Origin of the sequence: Halomonas sp. (genome assembly GCF_029263665.1) — a bacterium.
Classification (GTDB): Bacteria; Pseudomonadota; Gammaproteobacteria; order Pseudomonadales; family Halomonadaceae; genus Halomonas.
The window spans coordinates 20,888-39,054 of record NZ_JAJUFQ010000023.1; the positions used below are offsets into that span (position 1 = coordinate 20,888).

Below are 18,167 nucleotides of genomic sequence, written 5' to 3' on the forward strand. Positions count from 1 at the left end.
GCATACTTGAATCCAGAACGCATCTTTGAATCTAGGAGCATACTTATGAAAGCACGTCCTCATGAAAATGCTCTTTCATAACAGCATAGTTCCAGGAGGGCTCCTCCATGTCCAAGGATGCCGACCGAGCCGATAGTCGCGAAACGCATGAGTCGGGCGACCATGCTCCTCGCGAATACCTTGCCACACACGAGGTGGCCAATCAGCCCTGTATTGGCGGAGACTTCAATGCGTTCAGTGATGATATGCCCCTGCGCCACCTGGCGGCCAGGGAAGCTCCGGAATGGGTCATCCAACACCTCACCACTCTGGGGCAGCAGGTCGGCAGCAATGACGTTCAGGCTCTGGGAGAAACCGCCAACCGTCACCCTCCAGAACTTCACCTTTTCGACCGTTATGGCCGACGCCTGGACGAAGTGTACTACCACCCTGCCTATCACGCGCTGATGCGGCTTGCCATCGGCCATGGCATTCATTCCATCGCTTGGCGGGAAGAAGGTCGCGGTGGGCATCAGGCCCATATCGCAGGCCTTTACCTGATGACCCAGGCAGAAGCCGGTGTATGTTGCCCTGTCACCATGACCCACGCGGCATTACCCGTATTGCGCCAGGACACCCGACTCCCGGCGCTCTGGACACAGGGTCTGATGTCAATCGACTACGACCCTCGACCACTACCCGCCACGGCCAAGAAGGGACTGACCTTCGGCATGGCAATGACCGAGAAGCAAGGGGGGAGTGATGTTCGCACCAACACCACCCGGGCCGAGGCCTGCGAGGATGGCTGGAGACTCGTCGGGCACAAGTGGTTCTGCAGCGCTCCCATGTCCGATGCCTTCCTGACCCTGGCCCAGCATGATGAAGGCCTGAGCTGCTTCATGGTGCCACGCTTTTCCTCAGACGGTGAGCGCAACCCCATGGAGATCCAGAGGCTCAAGGACAAGTGCGGCAATCGCTCCAATGCCTCCGCTGAAATTGAATACCTCTACGCCTGGGCACAACCCATTGGCGAACCCGGGCGTGGCATTGCCACCATTCTGGAAATGGTACAGCAGACCCGCCTGGATGCGGCCACCGCCCCCATAGGCATGATGCGTCAGGCATGGCGCGAAGTCTGGCATCATCTCAACCAGCGCACAGCCTTTGGCGCGACGCTGACACGGCAACCCCTGATGCGCATTCTGCTTGCCGATATGGCGCTGGAAATTGAAGCCGGCCTTGCCTTGTGCCTGCGCACTGCACGCGCCTTTGATCGCGCCAGCCAGGGAGACCGTCACGAAGCGGCCCTGGCCCGACTGCTGCCCAGCCTGGCAAAGTATTGGCACAACAAGCGCGGCCCAGGGTTCATGGCAGAAGCCATGGAGTGCCTGGGCGGTATCGGTTATGTCGAGGAAGCACCACTGGCACGGCTATATCGCGAGGCCCCGGTCAACTCCATCTGGGAAGGCTCGGGTAATGTCATCTGCCTGGATGTGCTACGTGTGCTGGCACGCCATCCCGAGTCTATCGATGCATTACGCCAGGAGTTCGCCCCGATCCACCACCAAAGCTCGGTCCTGGACCGTGCCCTCGGTGCACTTGAATGCGAACTTCCGGCCCCGGTGGAAGACCTGCTGCCACGGGCACGCTGGATCACTCAGCGCCTGGCCCAATGCTTTCAGGCTAGGTTGTTGCTCGAGCATTCGCCGTCATACATTGCTGAAGCATATTGTCGTTCGCGCCTCGGCAACGAGGCCAGTCCCGCCTATGGCGTGTTACCTAGAGGCACCTCGGTTGACGAGATCCTGCAACGCGCCATCCCTGCCGCTTGAGAGGTTCATCCCAGCACGACCCGAATGGCAATACCGAGCAACAAGACGCCTGTAATACGGTTGATCCAGTGAGCCCGGGCCTGCAGCCATGGCAGGACACGAGAATGAGACAGGCCCAGCGCCACCAGGATATACCAGCCGCCATCAATGACCATGGCCGTCAGCACGATGATCGCGCGCTGTCCAGCGTCCATGTCAGGCGTCACAAACTGGCTGAGCAGTGCCACGAAGAACAGGATCAGCTTGGGGTTGGCCAGCGCTACCATCAGCCCATCCCTGGCCGCCCCCCCCATGCTGGTCTGTGCAGCCTGAGCATGTAGCGCTCCCCCACGCCCTGCCCGCAGAGCCTTGATGCCCAGCCAGGCGAGATAGATGGCACCGCCCCAGGTGATCACCTGAAAGAAGGCAGGATGTCGCTCGATCACCGCCCCCAACCCCCAGACCGTCAGCAACGCGTAGAGGCCGACGCCAAAGGCATGAGCCACGCCAGCGATGACTCCTGGAGTTCGACCGCCCCCCAAGGTGTGACGTAATACCATGGCCAGGCTGGGGCCTGGCGACATCGCTCCCATGGCGCAGATGGCGGCCAAGGACATCCACAGTGATAGCGGCATGAACGTTCGTTCCTCGTTGATTCCCTATAACGAAAACGTAAGCGTAACACCACTTCACGGACAGGTAGATCATCACAAGGTCATGAGCGAGCGCACGGCAGCATCAGCAGGCCTCGGCCTCTCCGTCATTGCGCTCGTGGACAGCATCATCCTTGCTGCCCCCATTGGCATACTTCATCCAGGTCTTGCCCAGGTGATGGCGCAGCTCTCGGCCAACCCGATCAGCATCGCGTTCGGCAAACGCGGCCATGATGGCCTCGTGTTCCCCCATCGCAACCTGCCACTTGTCGCTCTTCTCATTGGACAGGTAGCGCACCCGGTACAGCTGGCGGCTGAGATTAGCATGCATCTCGATCAGGGAGGCATTTCCCGACAGCGCCACGATACGGTTATGGATGTCCTGGTTGAGCCGAAAATAATTCTGCCGGTCACGACGTAGAAAAGCGGCCTTCATCTCATAGTGCATGGCCTGCAGCTCGGCAATGTCATCATCACTGGCATTGCAGCACGCCAGTTCCGCGGCTGCCTGCTCAAGCACACTCAATACATATGCCTTTTCCTGCATATCACGTGGGCTTACATCAGCGACCACGGCACCACGATGCGGCAACAACACCACCAGCCCTTCCGTGGCCAAGATCTTCAGCGCCTCGCGCATGGGTGTCCTCGACACCTGTAGCTCCTTGGCCAGTGTTCGCTCAGGCAAACGCTGTCCCGGCTGAAAATGATCCATCACGATATGTTCGCGAAGATAATTGGCAACCTTCTCCACCAGGCCTGAATGCCCGATCTGCTGTTCCTCTTCCATCCAGGTCGTCACCTCGCTTCGAGAATATTCAAATAATGGCATACCACTTCTAACACTGGCAATTTAACCCACCTTCTATTCTTGATTTATTTTCCTTTGTTTTCACGGCGGTAAGTAAGAAAAGCCGGAATACTAAACCAAAGTCGGTAGCTCGCTTCATTGACCACCAAAATGGCATACCATTACATTTCCCATAGGAACATTGCCCGATACAGATCATCAAAAAGCCTCGCAGAACATCCTGCCTCTTGGCGAACAAGGTTGGAGAACCACTAAATAATGAATTACTTACATCACTTTGATTCATCCCGAATAGTGGAAGCCTGTGTCGCTGGAGTTGGTGATTTCGGGCGCGGCCTGCTACGACAGGCACAGCAGATGCCTAGCCTGTCAGTACGTATTGCCATCGATATCAATGCCGAATCTGCCGCCAAGGCACTGAGTTCATGCGGAATCCCTCAAGATAAAATAATGGTATGCCATAATTCGAAAGAGGCGTTCAGCGCATGGCAAGATGGTCTCTTCATAGCTTCCGGGTCATTGAACGATGTCCTCGACCTGCCTTTCGATATTCTGATTGAATCCACTGGCATACCAGAAGCCGGAGCACGTCATGCCGAGGCTGCCCTGCTGGCGGGCAAGCACGTGGGTATTGCCACCAAGGAGACGGAGTCGGTGATCGGCCCTTGGCTGACTCGGCTGGCCCAGCAACACGGACGCATCTTCACCCCGTTAGATGGTGACCAGCCGGCGTTGCTTATTGGTCTGATCAGTTGGGCACAAACACTGGGATTCGAGATCATCGCCGCAGGCAAGAGCAGCGAATACGACTTCGTCTGGCAGCCGGAACGACAGAATGTTCTATGCAACGGTACGCTATACCCTGCTACGCAAATGCATAGCCTGTGGGATCTGGCCGAAGGCAATGAAGTGGATATCGCCCATGACCGGGGACAGCATTTGGCCGCCATTCCGCAGATATCTGCCCCGGACCTGTGCGAGATGACCAATGTGGCCAATGCCACTGGCCTTGTTCCCGACCGGCCCGACTTTCATGCCTTGGTCCTGCGTAACCACGAGGTACCTACTCTGCTCGATACTCAGGCACGAGGCGGTGTATTGCAGGGACACGGACGGCTCGAGGTCTTCAATTGCCTGCGCCAGGAAAATGAGCTGAGCTTTGCCGGTGGCGTGTTTGTCATCGTGCGCTGCTGCTCTCCAGACGACTGGGCATTACTGCAAGGCAAAGGGCACGTCCTCAGCCGCTCCGGGCAAAGTGCCATGATTTATCTACCGCGCCACTTGCTGGGACTCGAGGCTCCCATTTCTCTGCTGGATGCCGTACTCAAGCAACTGCCCTCCGGCGGAGGCCGGCATACACGTCCCCATGTAGACCTGGTCGCCCGAACCACCGTCGATCTTGAACCGCAGCAACATCTCGAGATGCGCGGCCACCACCGCCATATCCAGGGTCTGCGCCCCGAAATCCACCCTGCAGCCGCGCTCATGGATGGCGCTGCTGTGCCGTTCTACCTATTGCCTGGCGCCAAGATTGTCAGGCCCATCAAGGCAGGACAACTGATCACATTGGCCGATGTGGCACTGCCTGATTCGCGCCTCAAGCACCTGCGCCACTCGCAGGACCAACTGTTCCATGGCACAGCTTCGGTTGCCAGCGCCTGAAGCGGTGTCTCCAGCAGCATGAACTCGCTGGTCAGACTCCACGCAACAGCATAATAACCATTCCTAGGAGCACGACATGTCCATCAAATCCTGCTTGATCGCCGGCGCAACTGGTCTGACCCTGATCTGGGGGAGCAGTGCCATGGCAGAAGACACTTCCGACTTTCCGGCTGGACCACTGCAGTTCCTGGTCGCTGCTGGGGCCGGCGGCGGCACCGATAACTTTGCTCGCACCGTCAAGCCAATGCTCGAGAAGACACTGGATACTCGTATCACTGTGATCAACCTGCCCTCGGCTTCTGGTGCCCTGGCTCATCAGCGGACAGCCAACAGCAAAGCGGACGGTCACACGCTGGATTTCGCGTCCTCGACGCTGGTGACCTCTCTCGCCGCCGGCCAGAACCCGACGGGCCTGGATCAACTGACGCCAGTAGCCCGCATGCAGTCGGATGTCATGACCCTGATCGTCGACCCGGACAAGTATCCCGACTTTGCCGCCTTCAAGGCCCACGCCGAAGCCAATCCTGGAAAAGTGATTATCGGCGGTACCCATGCCGCCAGTCCGGATCGCATGGCTTTCCTGTCCTTTGCTGATGCCAGCGGCCTCGACATGACGTTCATCCCCTATGACGAGGAAGGCAGCGTTGCCGCCAATGTCATGGGCGGCAACATTGACGGCATGTTCGGCGAAATCAGCTCAGTGCTCAGCTATATGGAATCCGGTGAGATGATGCCGATCCTGGTATTTGCCGAAGAACGTCTATCCAATTTTCCCGACATTCCCACCACAGTGGAAAATGGCTGGGACCTGACCGATGGCAACGAACGCGGCATCTTCGTCAATGCCGAAACGCCTGACACCATCGTCGATGCCCTGGAAAACGCACTCAAGACAGTCTACGACTCCGAGGAATACCAGCAGTACGAAGAGCGCGTGAACCTTCATTACCGCGAAGGCTGGCTGGGTAGTACCGACTATCGCCAGAAACTCGAAGAAAACTACGAGCTCTACAAGCGCCTGCTGGAAAACACTTGAGTTCGGCAGTCCTCCAGGCAGGCGGCTGAGGCTTCCGGCCTGATGCTGCCTGCCTACAGGAGTGCGCCCGGTCATCCGATTCACGCCAATCGTTCGGTTTATCCCATGCACACCAGACTCACGCTATTTTCCATCGTGGTCATCGTGGCAGCCCTGGCCGCCTTGGTCCCCACCCTTCAGCTTCCCGGCTCGGCAGACGTCTCGACGTTCATCGGGCCACAGCTATGGCCGTTGATACTGTTGATTGCCTTGCTGGCTTTTTCATCCTGGCTATTGCTGGACAGCCGCAAACGGACCCACCAGACCTGCGCCACCACTGATGAAGCACCATCTGCGGCCAGCCATAGCCTGTCACTTGCGGCCAACCGGCACTGGCTGATGATGGCCATGACCATCGCTTATACGGTGCTGATGCAAATGATCGGCTTTCTGTTGGCGACGGTAATCTTCGCAGTGGCAATAAGCTGGCTACTCGGTGCTCGCCACTGGGGCCTAATTATCGCCACCGCTGTCATTGCCGTGGTGCTGATCCAGGGCGTCTTCGTGTTTCTGCTGGGTATTCCCCTGCCTTGAGGCAGCCCAAACCATCGTCGAGGAACTGACCATGCCGGGAGTAACTCACTATGCTGGGAGTAACTGACTATGCTGGATAGCTTTCTTGCTGGACTGAGCGTCGTTCTCCAGCCCATGAACCTTCTGATTCTGACCTCGGCAGTCTTCATCGGCTTCATCGGTGGTGCCTTACCCGGGATCAGTGGTGTCATCCTGGTCGTCATCCTGCTACCCGTCACCTATGGCATGGAACCCACCCAGGCCTTCATGCTGCTGACAGCGATTTATGGCTCCACGGTATTCTCAGGGCTGATCACCGCCATTCTGTACCGCGCCCCTGGCACACCCGAAGCGGTGATGACATCTTTCGACGGTTATCCCATGACCCAGCAAGGCGAAGCAGGCAAGGCGCTGGGCATCGGCATCCTCAGCTCCGCCGTAGGCGGCCTGGTAGGCACCATTGCCTTGATCGTCTGCACGCCATTACTGGCCTCGGTGGCCTTGAAGTTCTCGTCGCCCGAATACTTCGCCCTCGCCATTCTCGGCCTGACCGTCGTTGCTTCGCTGGGTGGCCGCCTGATTCTGGGCCTGATAGGAGCCGCCATGGGGCTGTTCATCGCCACCATTGGCATCGACCCTCTCACTGGCGTGAGCCGTTATACCTTCGGCAATCTCAACCTTTCCGAAGGCGTTGGCCTGATCCCCGTCATCGTAGGGCTATTCGCGGTATCCGAAGTGATGAAGCGTTCGCTGGACGGAGAGGTTCACCAGCCCCCAACCCGAGTCAAGGTGAAGATCTTTGACATGCCGATCCTGCGCAAGATTGGCGTCACGCTTTCTCGCTCGTCACTCCTCGGTGTGATCATTGGCATTCTGCCTGGGATTGGCGCCAGCACCGCCGCCATGGTCAGTTACAGCGAAACCGTGCGCTGGTCGAAGCATCCCGAGCAGTTCGGCAAAGGAGCCGCAGAAGGCATTGCCGCACCGGAGTCGGCCAATAATGCCGCCGCCATGGGCGCTCTGGTACCACTGTTCGCTCTCGGTATTCCTGGCAGCGGGACCACCGCCATCATTCTTGGCGCCTTCATCATGCATGGCCTGCAACCCGGCCCATTGTTCATGATGACCAGCGCCGACCTTATCTATGCGGTCTTCGCTGGCCTGTTCATTGTCAACTTCATGATTCTGGCCTTCTCCAAGCCCTTCATCGCCCTGTTCACCCGGCTGCTCAACGTGCCTTATTCCGTGCTCGGCCCGATCATCATCATGTGCTGCATCGTCGGTACCTACTCCGTCAGCAACTCGATGTTCGATGTATGGTTGATGCTGGGCTTCGGAGTGCTCGGTTATCTGCTGGAGAAAATCGACTTCCCGACAGTGTCGATCATTCTCGGCCTGGTGCTCGGCCCCATCGCCGAAAGCGAATTGCGGCGTACCTTGTCGATGTCTCAGGGTGACTTGTCGATCCTGCTGAGCCGGCCGATCAGCGCCACCCTTCTGATCATCTCCGTAGTATTGCTGGTTGCCGCTATCGCCGTTCCGCTACGCAAGCGTGCCCGTATCAGAGCTACCGCCAGCCGGAGCTGATCCAGACTCTCCTGTACATGGGCTCGAATGGCAGCCCATGTACAGGCAGCGGCCCGCAGCGACCTTTCCACTAGTTAGCGCAGCCATTTATGCCGTGCTTTCTTAACTTATGAAGTGCTTTTTAACGGTGGTACTCATGCTCTCGCTCGGGCTGCCACAGGATCTCTTCCAGGCGCCAGCGACGCACACCAGAAGCTGTTCTAGGACCCTCCCATTGCTCTCCAAGGCGCCGTCCCAGCAATGATGCTCCCAACGGTGCCATCACCGAAATCGCATCCGGCGTCGATGCCAGGGCATGTGGATAGACCAATGTGCGTGCCAGCGCCTCTCCGCTACTGATATCCGTGATGCGCACCTGGCTGTTCATGCTGACGACATCTGTCGGCATGTCTTCTGGATCCATCACTTCCGCCATCAGCAGGAATTCTTCCAACGCCTCGGCGACCGCTTCATCCTGCTGCTCGACAGTATCGATCAGCCGTTGCAAACGCTCGACATCCAGGCGGTTGATGACTCTTGGTGAATGCATACGACCTCCCACCCCGGACCTGCAATGGACCGGGACAACAAGAAAAAAAGCCCTCCTCCATTAAGGAGAAGGACTCGTTCACTTGATGAGCATACTGCAGCTCGCAAGATTAAGGAATAAGATTAACTTCGACCCCACTCGTCAGTGGAGCGACGCGTTGAGAGGACGCCATTTTGCCTGACTGATGACGTTCATCTCTCTCGATTCTCTACAGCGGAAATCGATCCCGGGTGTTGTTGGCAATTCGCACCAAAACCAGCATCAAAGGCACCTCCACCAACACCCCGACCACCGTGGCCAATGCCGCTCCGGACTGCAGACCGAACAAGGCAATGGCGGCGGCCACGGCCAGCTCGAAGAAATTGCTTGCTCCGATCATGGCGCCCGGCGCGGCGATGCAATGGCGCACCTTCCAGAGTCTTGCCCAACCGTAGGCGATGAAGAACACCAGAAAGGTCTGGACGACAAGTGGCACCGCAATCAAGGCAATATGCAGGGGGTTGGCCAGGATGACCTCGCCCTGGAAAGCAAACAGGAGCACCAGGGTGACAATCAGAGCCGCAGGAGTGATCGGCGCCAGACGCTTGAGAAAGGCCGATTCATACCACTGCTGGCCATGGCGACTGATCAGCGTACGCCGCACCAGATAGCCTGCACTCAGGGGAATGACGATATACAGCACCACCGACAGAATGACGGTATTCCAGGGCACTTGAATATCCGAAATCCCCAACAGCAGCACAACGATGGGAGCGAAGGCAAACAGCATGATCAGGTCATTCAGGGAGACTTGCACCAGCGTGTAGGCAGCATCCCCTCGGGTCAGATAGCTCCACACGAATACCATGGCCGTGCACGGCGCAGCCCCCAGCAGGATAGCTCCCGCCAGATACTCCCTGGCAAGTGACGGCGCTATCCAGGGCTTGAACAGCACCATCAGGAAAAACCAGGCAATGGCAAACATGGTGAATGGCTTGATCAGCCAATTCACTACCGTCGTGATCGCCAATCCCTTGGGTTCCTTGCGCACCCCTGCCACAGCATTGAAGTCGATCTGAGCCATCATCGGGAAAATCATCGCCCAGATCAGCACGGCGACAGGAAGGGAGACCTGGGCATATTCGAAGCGTGCCAGAGCATTGGGCACCGATGGTGCAAACTGCCCAAGCGCGACCCCCGCGATAATGGCCAGCGCTACCCACAGAGACAAGTAACGTTCGAACAGGCCCATACCACCAGACGTTTCCTCTGCTTGCGTGGCCATATTCTGCTCACTCATGATGTCGCCCTACACAGATCCCTGGTTGACGCGCTGAGACACTTGTTCAGCACTTTCTACCCGCTCGGAATAACGGTCGGTCAGGTACTCACTGCGCCCCCGGGTCAGCAAGGTAAACTTCACCAGCTCTTCGCATACATCCACGATACGCAGATAGAGAGGCGAGGACTTCATGCGACCGTCGTCATCGAACTCGGTGAAGGCCTTGGGTACCGAAGACTGGTTGGGGATCGTCAGCATGCGCATCCATCGCCCCAGAATGCGCATTTGATTGACCGCATTGAAACTCTGGCTTCCGCCGCATACCTGCATCAATGCCAAGGTCTTGCCCTGGGTCGGGCGTATGCCACCTAGAGACAAAGGAATCCAATCTATCTGTGCTTTCATGATGGCCGTCATCGCCCCATGCCGCTCTGGGCTGACCCACACCATGCCCTCTGACCATTCGGCAAGATCGCGCAGCTCTTGAACTTTAGGGTGATCGGAGCCAGTCGCATCAGGCAAGGGAAGGTCCCTTGGATCGAAAGTCCGTACCTCGCAGCCAAACCAGCGCAGCAAACGCCCCGCTTCCTCCGCGACCAGCCGGGAGTATGAACGTTCGCGCAAAGAGCCATACAACACCAGGATGCGCGGTGCATGACGGGGACCATCAAGACCCGTCAACACGTCTACATCGATAGGATGTAACTGCTCCGGGTCTATATTGGGAAGGTCATGATGGAGAAGGTCATGTGGCGTTACCGTCGTCAGTGTCATTGCCCGGCTCCAGCACGCTGCACCACTTCCCCGTCTTCCTTCACGAAGTACTCAACAGGGTTTTCCAGCAGATCCAGCACCGCCTCTGAGGGACGACATAGCTTGGCCCCTTTCGCTGTCACGACAATCGGACGGTTGATCAGGATCGGGTGCTGCATCATGGCGTCAATCAGCTGCTCATCGCTCAACGATGGGTCATCCAGCTTCAATTCGTCATATGGCGTACCCTTGCGACGCAGCAAATCTCGCGGAGCGATTTCCATCAGCGACAATAGCTCCACGAGACGCGCTCGGCTCGGAGGCGTCTGAAGATACTCGATCACCTCCGGGACTTCACCGGAAGCCTTGAGCATCGCCAAGGTATTGCGCGATGTGCCGCAGTTCGGGTTGTGATAGATCTGGGGATTCATGATTGCCTCATCTCGTCTCTTGGTCCGGGATACAATCGCTCAATGACATGCCTAGAGGACCGCACACTTCCGGGTGGCCCCCGCAGCAATCACGTACCAGAAAGCGGATCGCCTCCTGCATATGCTTCAGGTTGGCTCTGTAGATGATCGACCGACCCTGGCGCTGTGACGCTGCCAACCCTGCCCGTGACAGCACCGCCAGGTGCGCTGACATGGTGGCGTGGGGCACAGACAATTGCCGTGCTATCTCCCCGGCCGGAAGACCTTCAGGTTCGTGCCGCACCAGCAGACGGAATGCCTCCAGTCGCGTTTCCTGGGCCAGGGCGGAGAAGCTTTCGATGACGTTTGAAGTTTCCATATTTCCAAAAATATGGAAATATTGGACACTCGTCAAGCCTCTTAAAATACTTGCATCATTGCCTGCCCGAGGAGCGTCCATGAAGGAATTCCCGTGAACAGTGCAAAGACGAGATACCCCTGAACAGACCGATTGAACACTGCAAAAGGGATATAAAAAAACAGCCGCTCGTAAGCGACTGTTTATCAAGATGGTACCGGTGGTCAGACTCGAACTGACAAGGGCTTGCACCCGGCGGATTTTGAATCCGCTGCGTCTACCAATTCCGCCACACCGGCAATGGGCGATGATTATACTCAGGACTCATTCCAGGTCAATGGATTTACTGAGGTTTTATGACACTCGCCGATGACTTGTTAAGCCTGCTAAGATGCCGCGCAAGCTGGAACAACCCCATAACCGGGAAAATTCCCATAACAAGTCGCTACCAGCTCGATCTACCTATCGATGCCCCCTGCCCAGGAGACCGCCATGGCAGCTTCTCGTAATCACGCTGTACCCAGCTCATCCGTGGCCAGCCGTATCGGCTTGGTGCTTGGTCCGCTGTTTCTGCTGATCACTCTGCTACTTCCAGCGCCCACGGGCATGGCCCCCGCAGCCTAGCACTGCGTCGGCATGGCATTGTTGATGGCCTGCTGGTGGTCCACCGAAGCAATTCCGATTCCCGCCACTTCCCTGCTGCCTATCGTGCTGGCGCCTGCACTCGGTATTTCCGATATCAAGACAGCCTCAGCGGCTTTTGCCAACCCGATCATCTATCTGTTCCTCGGTGGCTTCCTGCTCGGCATTGCCATGCAGACCTGGCACTTGCATCGGCGTATTGCCCTGCACGTACTGCAGGCTGTCGGCAGCCAGCCACGCCGCCAGGTGGCAGGTTTCATGATCGCCACTGGCTTCCTGAGCATGTGGGTGTCCAATACAGCCACCGCCATCATGATGCTGCCCATCGGCATCTCTGTGCTGAGCCTGATGGAGCGCTCTGATCCCGCTGAGCTCCGCCGCTTTGCCACCGCCTTGCTGCTGGGTATCGCCTACTCGGCCAGCATCGGTGGCGTGGCCACATTGATCGGTACTCCGCCCAACGCGCTACTGGCCGGCTATCTGGCCCAGGAACAGGGCATCGACCTTGGCTTCGCCCAGTGGATGCTGGTGGGCCTGCCAATTTCCGTGGTGATGATGGTGACGGCCTGGTGGTGGCTGACCCGCCGCGACTTTCAACTGGTGATCGGAGATGACAAGGATGGAGACATGAATGACATGATCTCCAGACAGCTCCACGACATGGGGCCGATGAGCAGTGCCGAACGTCGTGTGGCCGCGCTGTTCCTTATCGCAGCCGCCGCCTGGATCGTACGCCCGTTGCTCAACAGCGCAGGCTTGTCCTGGCTATCGGATACTTCCATTGCCATCGCAGCGGGCATCGCCCTGTTCCTGATTCCCAGCGGCCGCAACAAGGGGGAGAAGCTGATGGTGTGGGAAGAAGCCGTCAAACTGCCCTGGGGCATTCTGCTGCTGTTTGGTGGTGGCCTGGCACTGGCAAGCGCCATCAGCAGCTCAGGACTGGCAGAGTGGATCGCCAATCAGCTGGCCATGTTGAGTGTCCTGCCTTTGCTGGCCATCATCACTGGTGTGGTACTGGTGATCATCTTCCTTACCGAGGTAACGTCCAATACCGCGACAGCGGCTGCTTTCCTGCCGCTGCTCGGGGCCCTGGCCCTGTCACTGGACATCCCGATCATGTTGATCACGGTGCCTGCCGCCATCGCGGCCAGCTGTGCCTTCATGATGCCTGTGGCTACGCCACCCAACGCCATCGTATTTGCGACTGGCCATATGAAGATTCAGTCCATGATCCGTGCCGGCTTCGCCCTTAACCTGCTGAGCACAGTGATCGTCACCTTGATGGCCTATGCATTGATCACCCTGTTGTGGTGAACGCCCACGGGTGAACACACCCTGTATTTTGCCTGTTGTGACGCCATCCCGCGTATTTCGGGGCCTTCAGGGCCCCGAAATTCCTGACGCGACGGTCAGGAAAGGGTATCCTTGTGCGCCGCGACCTTTTCTACCCCATCGTTAAAACGACTTGCGAACCTCCATGCAGCGCTCCGACTTCCACTTCGAGCTTCCTGAAGAGCTCATCGCCCGCTATCCGTCTGATGAGCGCAGCGACTGTCGTCTGCTATGCGTCGACGGCGCCAGCGGCCGCCTCGACCATCGCCGCTTCCCTGACCTCGTGGACCTTCTCGAAGAAGGCGATCTGCTGGTGTTCAATGACACTCGCGTGATCCCCGCCCGCCTGCATGGCCACAAGGCCAGTGGAGGCAAGATCGAGATGTTGCTGGAACGCCCGCTGGATGCTCACCGAGGGCTCGTGCACCTGCGCTCCAGCAAGTCGCCCAAACCCGGCACGGAACTTCATTTCGAAGGCGGCATCCAAGCCGTGGTCGAAGGGCGCCAGGATGCGCTGTTTGAACTGCGTTTCCTGGGTGATACGCCGATGATCACCCTGCTTGAGCGTTACGGCCACATGCCGCTGCCGCCTTATATCACTCGCCCGGATGAAGGCAGTGATCGCGAACGTTACCAGACCGTCTATGCCCGCCGAGATGGTGCCGTAGCGGCTCCTACTGCCGGCCTGCATTTCGATGAAGCCCTGCTGGAACGCCTTGCAGCCAAGGGGGTCGAATCTGCCTTTGTCACCTTGCATGTGGGCGCGGGCACCTTCCAGCCAGTGCGCGTCGATGATATTCGCGAGCACCAGATGCATAGCGAATGGCTTGAGGTCAGTGACGAAGCCTGTACCAAAGTGCGCAAAGCCAGGGCGGCTGGCAAAAAGGTGGTCGCTGTAGGCACGACCAGCGTGCGCTGCCTGGAAACCGCCAGTGCCGACGGAGATATCGTCCCCTATAGTGGCGACACTGACATCTTCATCTATCCGGGCTATCAGTGGCGCTGCGTGGATGCGCTGATCACCAACTTCCACCTGCCGGAGTCGACCCTGCTGATGCTGGTATCGTCCTTCGCCGGCTACGATACCGTGATGACGGCCTACAAGGAGGCAGTGGAACAACGCTATGCCTTCTTCAGTTATGGTGATGCGATGTTCCTGACGCCCGCTTCGCCACGTTTTTGACTCCCGTTTCTGGATGCCAGACCAGCCGTTCTTGAGCCCCCGCAGACCCGGGCATGGAGTAATTTCAGATCATGCGTAAAGAATGTTTCATGAGCTTCGAACACCTGGCCAGTGATGGCCGGGCACGCAGGGGCCGCATCACTTTTCCTCGGGGCACTATCGAAACCCCGACCTTCATGCCTGTCGGTACCTACGGCACCGTCAAGGGCATGACACCAGACTCCGTCAAGGAAATTGGCGCCGAGATCATCCTTGGCAACACCTTTCACCTATGGCTACGCCCGGGTACAGAAGTGATCGAGGCACATGGCGATCTGCATGATTTTGCCCAATGGGACAAACCCATCCTCACGGATTCCGGTGGCTTTCAGGTGTTCTCCCTGGGTGAAATGCGCAAGATCACCGAGGAAGGTGTGCATTTCCGCTCCCCTGTCGACGGCGCCAAGGTCTTCATGGGGCCCGAAGAGTCCATGGCCGTGCAGCGCTCTCTGGGATCGGACATCGTCATGATCTTTGACGAATGTACGCCTTACCCGGCGACCCACGACGAAGCCCGCAAGTCCATGGAGATGTCCCTGCGCTGGGCCAAGCGTTCGCGCACCGCCCACGCCGATTCACCTTCAGCACTGTTCGGCATCATTCAGGGCGGCATGTATGCAGACCTGCGCGAGCAGTCCCTCAAGGGACTCGAGGACATCGGCTTCGACGGCTATGCCATCGGTGGATTGTCAGTAGGCGAGCCCAAGGACGAGATGATCAAGGTCCTCGACTATCTGCCAGAGTGGATGCCTGCGGACAAGCCTCGTTACCTCATGGGAGTCGGCAAGCCAGAAGACCTGGTGGAAGGTGTACGCCGTGGCGTGGACATGTTCGACTGCGTGATGCCGACTCGCAATGCGCGTAACGGCCACCTGTTCACCTTCGCGGGAACCATCAAGATCCGCAACGCCAAGTACCGCCATGACACGCGTCCTCTCGAAGAGGACTGTGACTGCCATACTTGTCAGCATTTCTCCCGCGCTTACCTGCACCATCTGGACCGTTGCGGCGAGATGCTCGGGGCAATGTTGAACACTATCCACAACCTGCGTCATTACCAGCGCGTGATGGCCGGTTTGCGCGGTGCTATCGAAGCGGGTACATTGGCGGACTTCGTGGAAGGGTTCTACGCGCAGCGCGGGCTGCCGGTACCCCCTGCTCCGAATTGATCCACGGTCGGCATATGCCGACCGTATCCATACTTACCCACGAATCCTTTCAGGAGAGTTTCATACATGCTGGATTTCTTTATCTCCCCGGCCATGGCAGAAGGTGGCGCAGCTGCTGGTGGTGGCATTGCTCAGATCGTGATGCTGGTCGGCTTCGTACTGATTTTTTATTTCCTGCTGTGGCGCCCTCAGGCCAAGCGTGCCAAGCAGCACAAACAGCTGATCGCCAGCCTGTCCAAGGGTGACGAGATCGTCATCGGTGGTGGCCTCATGGGTCGCATCACCAAGGTCAGCGAAGATGGTGATTATCTGACCATGGAAATTTCCGAAGGTACTGAAGTTTCCGTTCAGAAGAGCGCCGTAGCCGCCGTTCTGCCCAAGGGCACCATCAAGTCCATTTAATCGGCTACCTGACCCCACACATTGTGTGGGGTCTGCCCATGTTGATGCGAGCCAGCCCGGCTGCCTCGTGTCGGCCTAGCCGTCTTTTCGTCAGCAAATTGAGGGCAAAGCCCCGATGCTCAATCGTTACCCCCTATGGAAGTACCTGCTGATCCTGGTAGTGCTTCTCGTCGGCCTGGTCTATTCCCTTCCCAATCTGTTTCCTGCCGACCCTGCCGTTCAGATCAGCAGTGATCGAGGCGAACTGACCCTCGACGAGTCCCAGCGAATGGGCCTCGAAGACGCCCTTTCTGCTGCCAACATTGAGGTCAAGTCCGTCGAGGAAGAGCCCAATAGCCTCCTCATTCGCCTCAGGAAGGCCGACCAGCAGATCAATGCCCGCGACCTGATCAGCCAGAACCTTGGTGAAGGCTATGTCGTGGCACTCAACCAGGCCGAGTCCACCCCGGCTTGGTTAGCCTCATTTTCCGCCTCGCCCATGTCCCTGGGCCTCGACCTGCGTGGTGGGGTGCACTTCCTGCTTGAAGTCGACATGGAGGCTGCCGTCAAGCAGCGCCTCGAAGTCAATGCCAGTGCCATGCGTGAGAGCCTGCGCAAGGAGCGTATTCGCTACCGCAACAGCGAAGTCAATGGCAACACCATCTCCATGGACTTCGTCGATGCCGAGGATCGTGATACCGCTCGCCAGCTGATCAGCCAAGAATTTCCTGACTTCCAGTACCAGAACGTCGAACGTGAGCGTGGCGCAGGTCTATCCATGACCATTAGCGATGCCGCTGTTCAGGAAATCCAGGATTATGCGATCAACCAGAACCTGACCACACTGCGCAATCGTGTCAACGAGCTGGGAGTCGCTGAGCCGCTGGTCCAGCGCCAAGGCCCTGACCGCATCGTCGTCGAGTTGCCTGGCGTGCAGGATACCGCTGCGGCCAAGCGTATCGTGGGTGCGACTGCCAACCTGGAGTTCCGCCTCGAGGCACGTTCCGACACCCCGGACAACGAGACCGAGTCTCTATCCTTCCGCAACGAGCCCAACCGCAGTGCGGACCTGATGCGTGATGTCATCATCTCCGGCGACAGTGTTTCCAGTGCCAACCGTGGTTTCGATGAAAATGGCCGTCCTCAGGTCAACATCAACCTGGACGGTACCGGCGGCACTCTGATGAATCGCGCCACCCGCACCAATATCGGGCGCAACATGGCCGTGGTGTTCATCGAGCACAAGACACATGACCGCACAGTGATGAAGGATGGCAAGCAGGTCGTGGAGCGCGAGCCATATACGGAGCGCGGCATCATCAGCCTGGCCACGATCCAGAGCGCTCTGGGCAACAGCTTCCGCATCACCGGTCTTGAATCGCCGACCGAAGCGGGCGAGCTGTCGCTGTTGCTGCGCTCCGGTTCGCTGGCGGCCCCGATCTACTTCGTTCAGGAACGCACCATCGGCCCAAGCCTGGGTGCTGACAACATCGAACGCGGCCTGCTCTCGGTTCAGGTCGGCCTGTTGCTGGTCGTACTGTTCATGTTCATCCGCTACAAGGCCTTCGGCTTGATTGCCAACGTTGCACTGGCTTTCAACCTGACGCTGCTGGTCGCCACCATGTCCCTGCTCGGGGCCACCCTGACCTTGCCTGGCATTGCCGGCATCGTTCTTACCCTGGGCATGGCAGTAGATGCCAACGTATTGATATATGAGCGAATCCGCGAAGAAATACGCAATGGCATGTCGATCCAGCAAGCCATTCATGCTGGCTATGAAAGGGCCTTTACCTCGATCGTCGACGCCAACCTGACCACGCTGCTGGTTGCCGTGATCCTGTTCTCTATCGGCACTGGGCCAGTCAAGGGCTTCGCCGTCACCCTGTCGCTGGGCATTCTGACGTCCATGTTCACTGCCCTGATGGTGACTCGTGCGATCGTCAACCTGGTCTATGGCGGCCGCGCACTGAAGAAGATCTGGATCTAGCCCATGGCCCAATGCAATCACTACAGGAAGAG

General features: G+C 58.1%; 18 protein-coding genes and 1 tRNA gene. 11 read left to right on the forward strand and 8 right to left on the reverse strand.

Translation table 11 applies throughout. From position 1 onward, the window contains the following. The first annotated feature begins 107 nt into the window (after positions 1–107). Positions 108–1,811, forward strand: a complete 1,704-nt coding sequence (locus Q1K07_RS17775) for an acyl-CoA dehydrogenase family protein (RefSeq protein ID WP_300314089.1) — start codon at positions 108–110, stop codon at positions 1,809–1,811. Positions 1,812–1,816: 5 nt separating this feature from the next. On the opposite strand, the gene Q1K07_RS17780 is transcribed toward Q1K07_RS17775, so the two are convergent. Together Q1K07_RS17780 and Q1K07_RS17785 are read right to left on the reverse strand one after the other, a co-directional pair. Further along, the gene (locus tag Q1K07_RS17780; protein WP_300314092.1) at positions 1,817–2,425 is read right to left on the reverse strand and encodes a LysE family translocator; all 609 of its coding nucleotides are present in this window, start codon (positions 2,423–2,425) and stop codon (positions 1,817–1,819) included. Between the two features lie 103 nt (positions 2,426–2,528). Then, positions 2,529–3,233, reverse strand: coding sequence for a GntR family transcriptional regulator (locus tag Q1K07_RS17785; protein WP_300314095.1), 705 nt, complete (start codon positions 3,231–3,233; stop codon positions 2,529–2,531). Between the two features lie 279 nt (positions 3,234–3,512). Between Q1K07_RS17785 and Q1K07_RS17790 the strand changes: the two genes are divergently transcribed. The 4 genes from Q1K07_RS17790 to Q1K07_RS17805 all read left to right on the forward strand — a co-directional run bounded on the left by Q1K07_RS17790 (position 3,513) and on the right by Q1K07_RS17805 (position 8,091). Next, positions 3,513–4,916, forward strand: coding sequence for a flagellar biosynthesis protein FlgA (locus Q1K07_RS17790; RefSeq protein WP_300314098.1), 1,404 nt, complete (start codon positions 3,513–3,515; stop codon positions 4,914–4,916). A 76-nt stretch (positions 4,917–4,992) separates the two neighbouring features. Further along, the gene (locus Q1K07_RS17795; RefSeq protein ID WP_300314101.1) at positions 4,993–5,952 is read left to right on the forward strand and encodes a tripartite tricarboxylate transporter substrate binding protein; all 960 of its coding nucleotides are present in this window, start codon (positions 4,993–4,995) and stop codon (positions 5,950–5,952) included. A gap of 105 nt (positions 5,953–6,057) precedes the next feature. Next, positions 6,058–6,525: a tripartite tricarboxylate transporter TctB family protein gene (locus tag Q1K07_RS17800; RefSeq protein ID WP_300314103.1), complete on the forward strand. Its 468-nt coding sequence runs from the start codon at positions 6,058–6,060 to the stop codon at positions 6,523–6,525. A 69-nt stretch (positions 6,526–6,594) separates the two neighbouring features. Continuing rightward, positions 6,595–8,091, forward strand: coding sequence for a tripartite tricarboxylate transporter permease (locus Q1K07_RS17805; protein ID WP_300314106.1), 1,497 nt, complete (start codon positions 6,595–6,597; stop codon positions 8,089–8,091). 121 nt (positions 8,092–8,212) lie between these two features. On the opposite strand, the gene rnk is transcribed toward Q1K07_RS17805, so the two are convergent. The 6 genes from rnk to Q1K07_RS17835 form a co-directional block, all read right to left on the reverse strand. After that, positions 8,213–8,620 (reverse strand): nucleoside diphosphate kinase regulator, encoded by a 408-nt coding sequence (gene rnk, locus Q1K07_RS17810; protein ID WP_300314108.1) that lies wholly within the window; start codon positions 8,618–8,620, stop codon positions 8,213–8,215. Between the two features lie 208 nt (positions 8,621–8,828). Beyond that, positions 8,829–9,899: an ACR3 family arsenite efflux transporter gene (gene arsB, locus Q1K07_RS17815; RefSeq protein ID WP_300314111.1), complete on the reverse strand. Its 1,071-nt coding sequence runs from the start codon at positions 9,897–9,899 to the stop codon at positions 8,829–8,831. A 9-nt stretch (positions 9,900–9,908) separates the two neighbouring features. Continuing rightward, on the reverse strand, positions 9,909–10,655 hold the full coding sequence (gene arsH / locus Q1K07_RS17820; RefSeq protein ID WP_300314113.1) for an arsenical resistance protein ArsH: 747 nt from the start codon (positions 10,653–10,655) through the stop codon (positions 9,909–9,911). Continuing rightward, on the reverse strand, positions 10,652–11,065 hold the full coding sequence (arsC, locus tag Q1K07_RS17825) for an arsenate reductase (glutaredoxin) (RefSeq protein WP_300314116.1): 414 nt from the start codon (positions 11,063–11,065) through the stop codon (positions 10,652–10,654). The genes arsH and arsC overlap by 4 nt, the downstream gene beginning before the upstream one ends. A gap of 7 nt (positions 11,066–11,072) precedes the next feature. Further along, positions 11,073–11,423 (reverse strand): metalloregulator ArsR/SmtB family transcription factor, encoded by a 351-nt coding sequence (locus Q1K07_RS17830; RefSeq protein WP_300314119.1) that lies wholly within the window; start codon positions 11,421–11,423, stop codon positions 11,073–11,075. Positions 11,424–11,614: 191 nt separating this feature from the next. Then, a tRNA-Leu gene (locus Q1K07_RS17835) sits at positions 11,615–11,701 on the reverse strand. A gap of 193 nt (positions 11,702–11,894) precedes the next feature. On the opposite strand from Q1K07_RS17835, the gene Q1K07_RS21280 reads away from it, so the two are divergent. The 6 genes from Q1K07_RS21280 (at position 11,895) to secD (ending at position 18,135) form a co-directional block, all read left to right on the forward strand. Then, the gene (locus Q1K07_RS21280) at positions 11,895–12,026 is read left to right on the forward strand and encodes a hypothetical protein (RefSeq protein ID WP_366945090.1); all 132 of its coding nucleotides are present in this window, start codon (positions 11,895–11,897) and stop codon (positions 12,024–12,026) included. 12 nt (positions 12,027–12,038) lie between these two features. After that, complete coding sequence (locus Q1K07_RS17840) at positions 12,039–13,358, forward strand: DASS family sodium-coupled anion symporter (RefSeq protein WP_366945091.1); 1,320 nt, start codon at positions 12,039–12,041, stop codon at positions 13,356–13,358. Positions 13,359–13,521: 163 nt separating this feature from the next. Then, positions 13,522–14,559: a tRNA preQ1(34) S-adenosylmethionine ribosyltransferase-isomerase QueA gene (queA, locus tag Q1K07_RS17845; protein WP_300314122.1), complete on the forward strand. Its 1,038-nt coding sequence runs from the start codon at positions 13,522–13,524 to the stop codon at positions 14,557–14,559. A 71-nt stretch (positions 14,560–14,630) separates the two neighbouring features. Further along, positions 14,631–15,767 (forward strand): tRNA guanosine(34) transglycosylase Tgt, encoded by a 1,137-nt coding sequence (tgt, locus tag Q1K07_RS17850; RefSeq protein ID WP_300314125.1) that lies wholly within the window; start codon positions 14,631–14,633, stop codon positions 15,765–15,767. Between the two features lie 66 nt (positions 15,768–15,833). Further along, positions 15,834–16,169 (forward strand): preprotein translocase subunit YajC, encoded by a 336-nt coding sequence (yajC, locus tag Q1K07_RS17855; RefSeq protein ID WP_149286305.1) that lies wholly within the window; start codon positions 15,834–15,836, stop codon positions 16,167–16,169. Between the two features lie 115 nt (positions 16,170–16,284). Next, positions 16,285–18,135, forward strand: a complete 1,851-nt coding sequence (secD, locus tag Q1K07_RS17860; RefSeq protein WP_300314129.1) for a protein translocase subunit SecD — start codon at positions 16,285–16,287, stop codon at positions 18,133–18,135. Positions 18,136–18,167 lie beyond the last annotated feature (32 nt).

Excerpts from the sequence above, each read along its gene's own strand:
- rnk (WP_300314108.1), bottom strand. The coding sequence starts at position 8,620 with ATGCATTCACCAAGAGTCATCAACCGCCTGGATGTCGAGCGTTTGCAA.
- tgt (WP_300314125.1), top strand. The coding sequence starts at position 14,631 with ATGCGTAAAGAATGTTTCATGAGCTTCGAACACCTGGCCAGTGATGGC.
- queA (WP_300314122.1), top strand. The coding sequence starts at position 13,522 with ATGCAGCGCTCCGACTTCCACTTCGAGCTTCCTGAAGAGCTCATCGCC.
- Q1K07_RS17785 (WP_300314095.1), bottom strand. The coding sequence starts at position 3,233 with ATGGAAGAGGAACAGCAGATCGGGCATTCAGGCCTGGTGGAGAAGGTT.
- arsB (WP_300314111.1), bottom strand. The coding sequence starts at position 9,899 with ATGAGTGAGCAGAATATGGCCACGCAAGCAGAGGAAACGTCTGGTGGT.
- Q1K07_RS21280 (WP_366945090.1), top strand. The coding sequence starts at position 11,895 with ATGGCAGCTTCTCGTAATCACGCTGTACCCAGCTCATCCGTGGCCAGC.
- Q1K07_RS17830 (WP_300314119.1), bottom strand. The coding sequence starts at position 11,423 with ATGGAAACTTCAAACGTCATCGAAAGCTTCTCCGCCCTGGCCCAGGAA.
- Q1K07_RS17780 (WP_300314092.1), bottom strand. The coding sequence starts at position 2,425 with ATGCCGCTATCACTGTGGATGTCCTTGGCCGCCATCTGCGCCATGGGA.
- secD (WP_300314129.1), top strand. The coding sequence starts at position 16,285 with ATGCTCAATCGTTACCCCCTATGGAAGTACCTGCTGATCCTGGTAGTG.
- Q1K07_RS17790 (WP_300314098.1), top strand. The coding sequence starts at position 3,513 with ATGAATTACTTACATCACTTTGATTCATCCCGAATAGTGGAAGCCTGT.
- Q1K07_RS17795 (WP_300314101.1), top strand. The coding sequence starts at position 4,993 with ATGTCCATCAAATCCTGCTTGATCGCCGGCGCAACTGGTCTGACCCTG.
- Q1K07_RS17840 (WP_366945091.1), top strand. The coding sequence starts at position 12,039 with ATGGCATTGTTGATGGCCTGCTGGTGGTCCACCGAAGCAATTCCGATT.
- arsH (WP_300314113.1), bottom strand. The coding sequence starts at position 10,655 with ATGACACTGACGACGGTAACGCCACATGACCTTCTCCATCATGACCTT.
- Q1K07_RS17800 (WP_300314103.1), top strand. The coding sequence starts at position 6,058 with ATGCACACCAGACTCACGCTATTTTCCATCGTGGTCATCGTGGCAGCC.
- arsC (WP_300314116.1), bottom strand. The coding sequence starts at position 11,065 with ATGAATCCCCAGATCTATCACAACCCGAACTGCGGCACATCGCGCAAT.
- yajC (WP_149286305.1), top strand. The coding sequence starts at position 15,834 with ATGCTGGATTTCTTTATCTCCCCGGCCATGGCAGAAGGTGGCGCAGCT.
- Q1K07_RS17805 (WP_300314106.1), top strand. The coding sequence starts at position 6,595 with ATGCTGGATAGCTTTCTTGCTGGACTGAGCGTCGTTCTCCAGCCCATG.
- Q1K07_RS17775 (WP_300314089.1), top strand. The coding sequence starts at position 108 with ATGTCCAAGGATGCCGACCGAGCCGATAGTCGCGAAACGCATGAGTCG.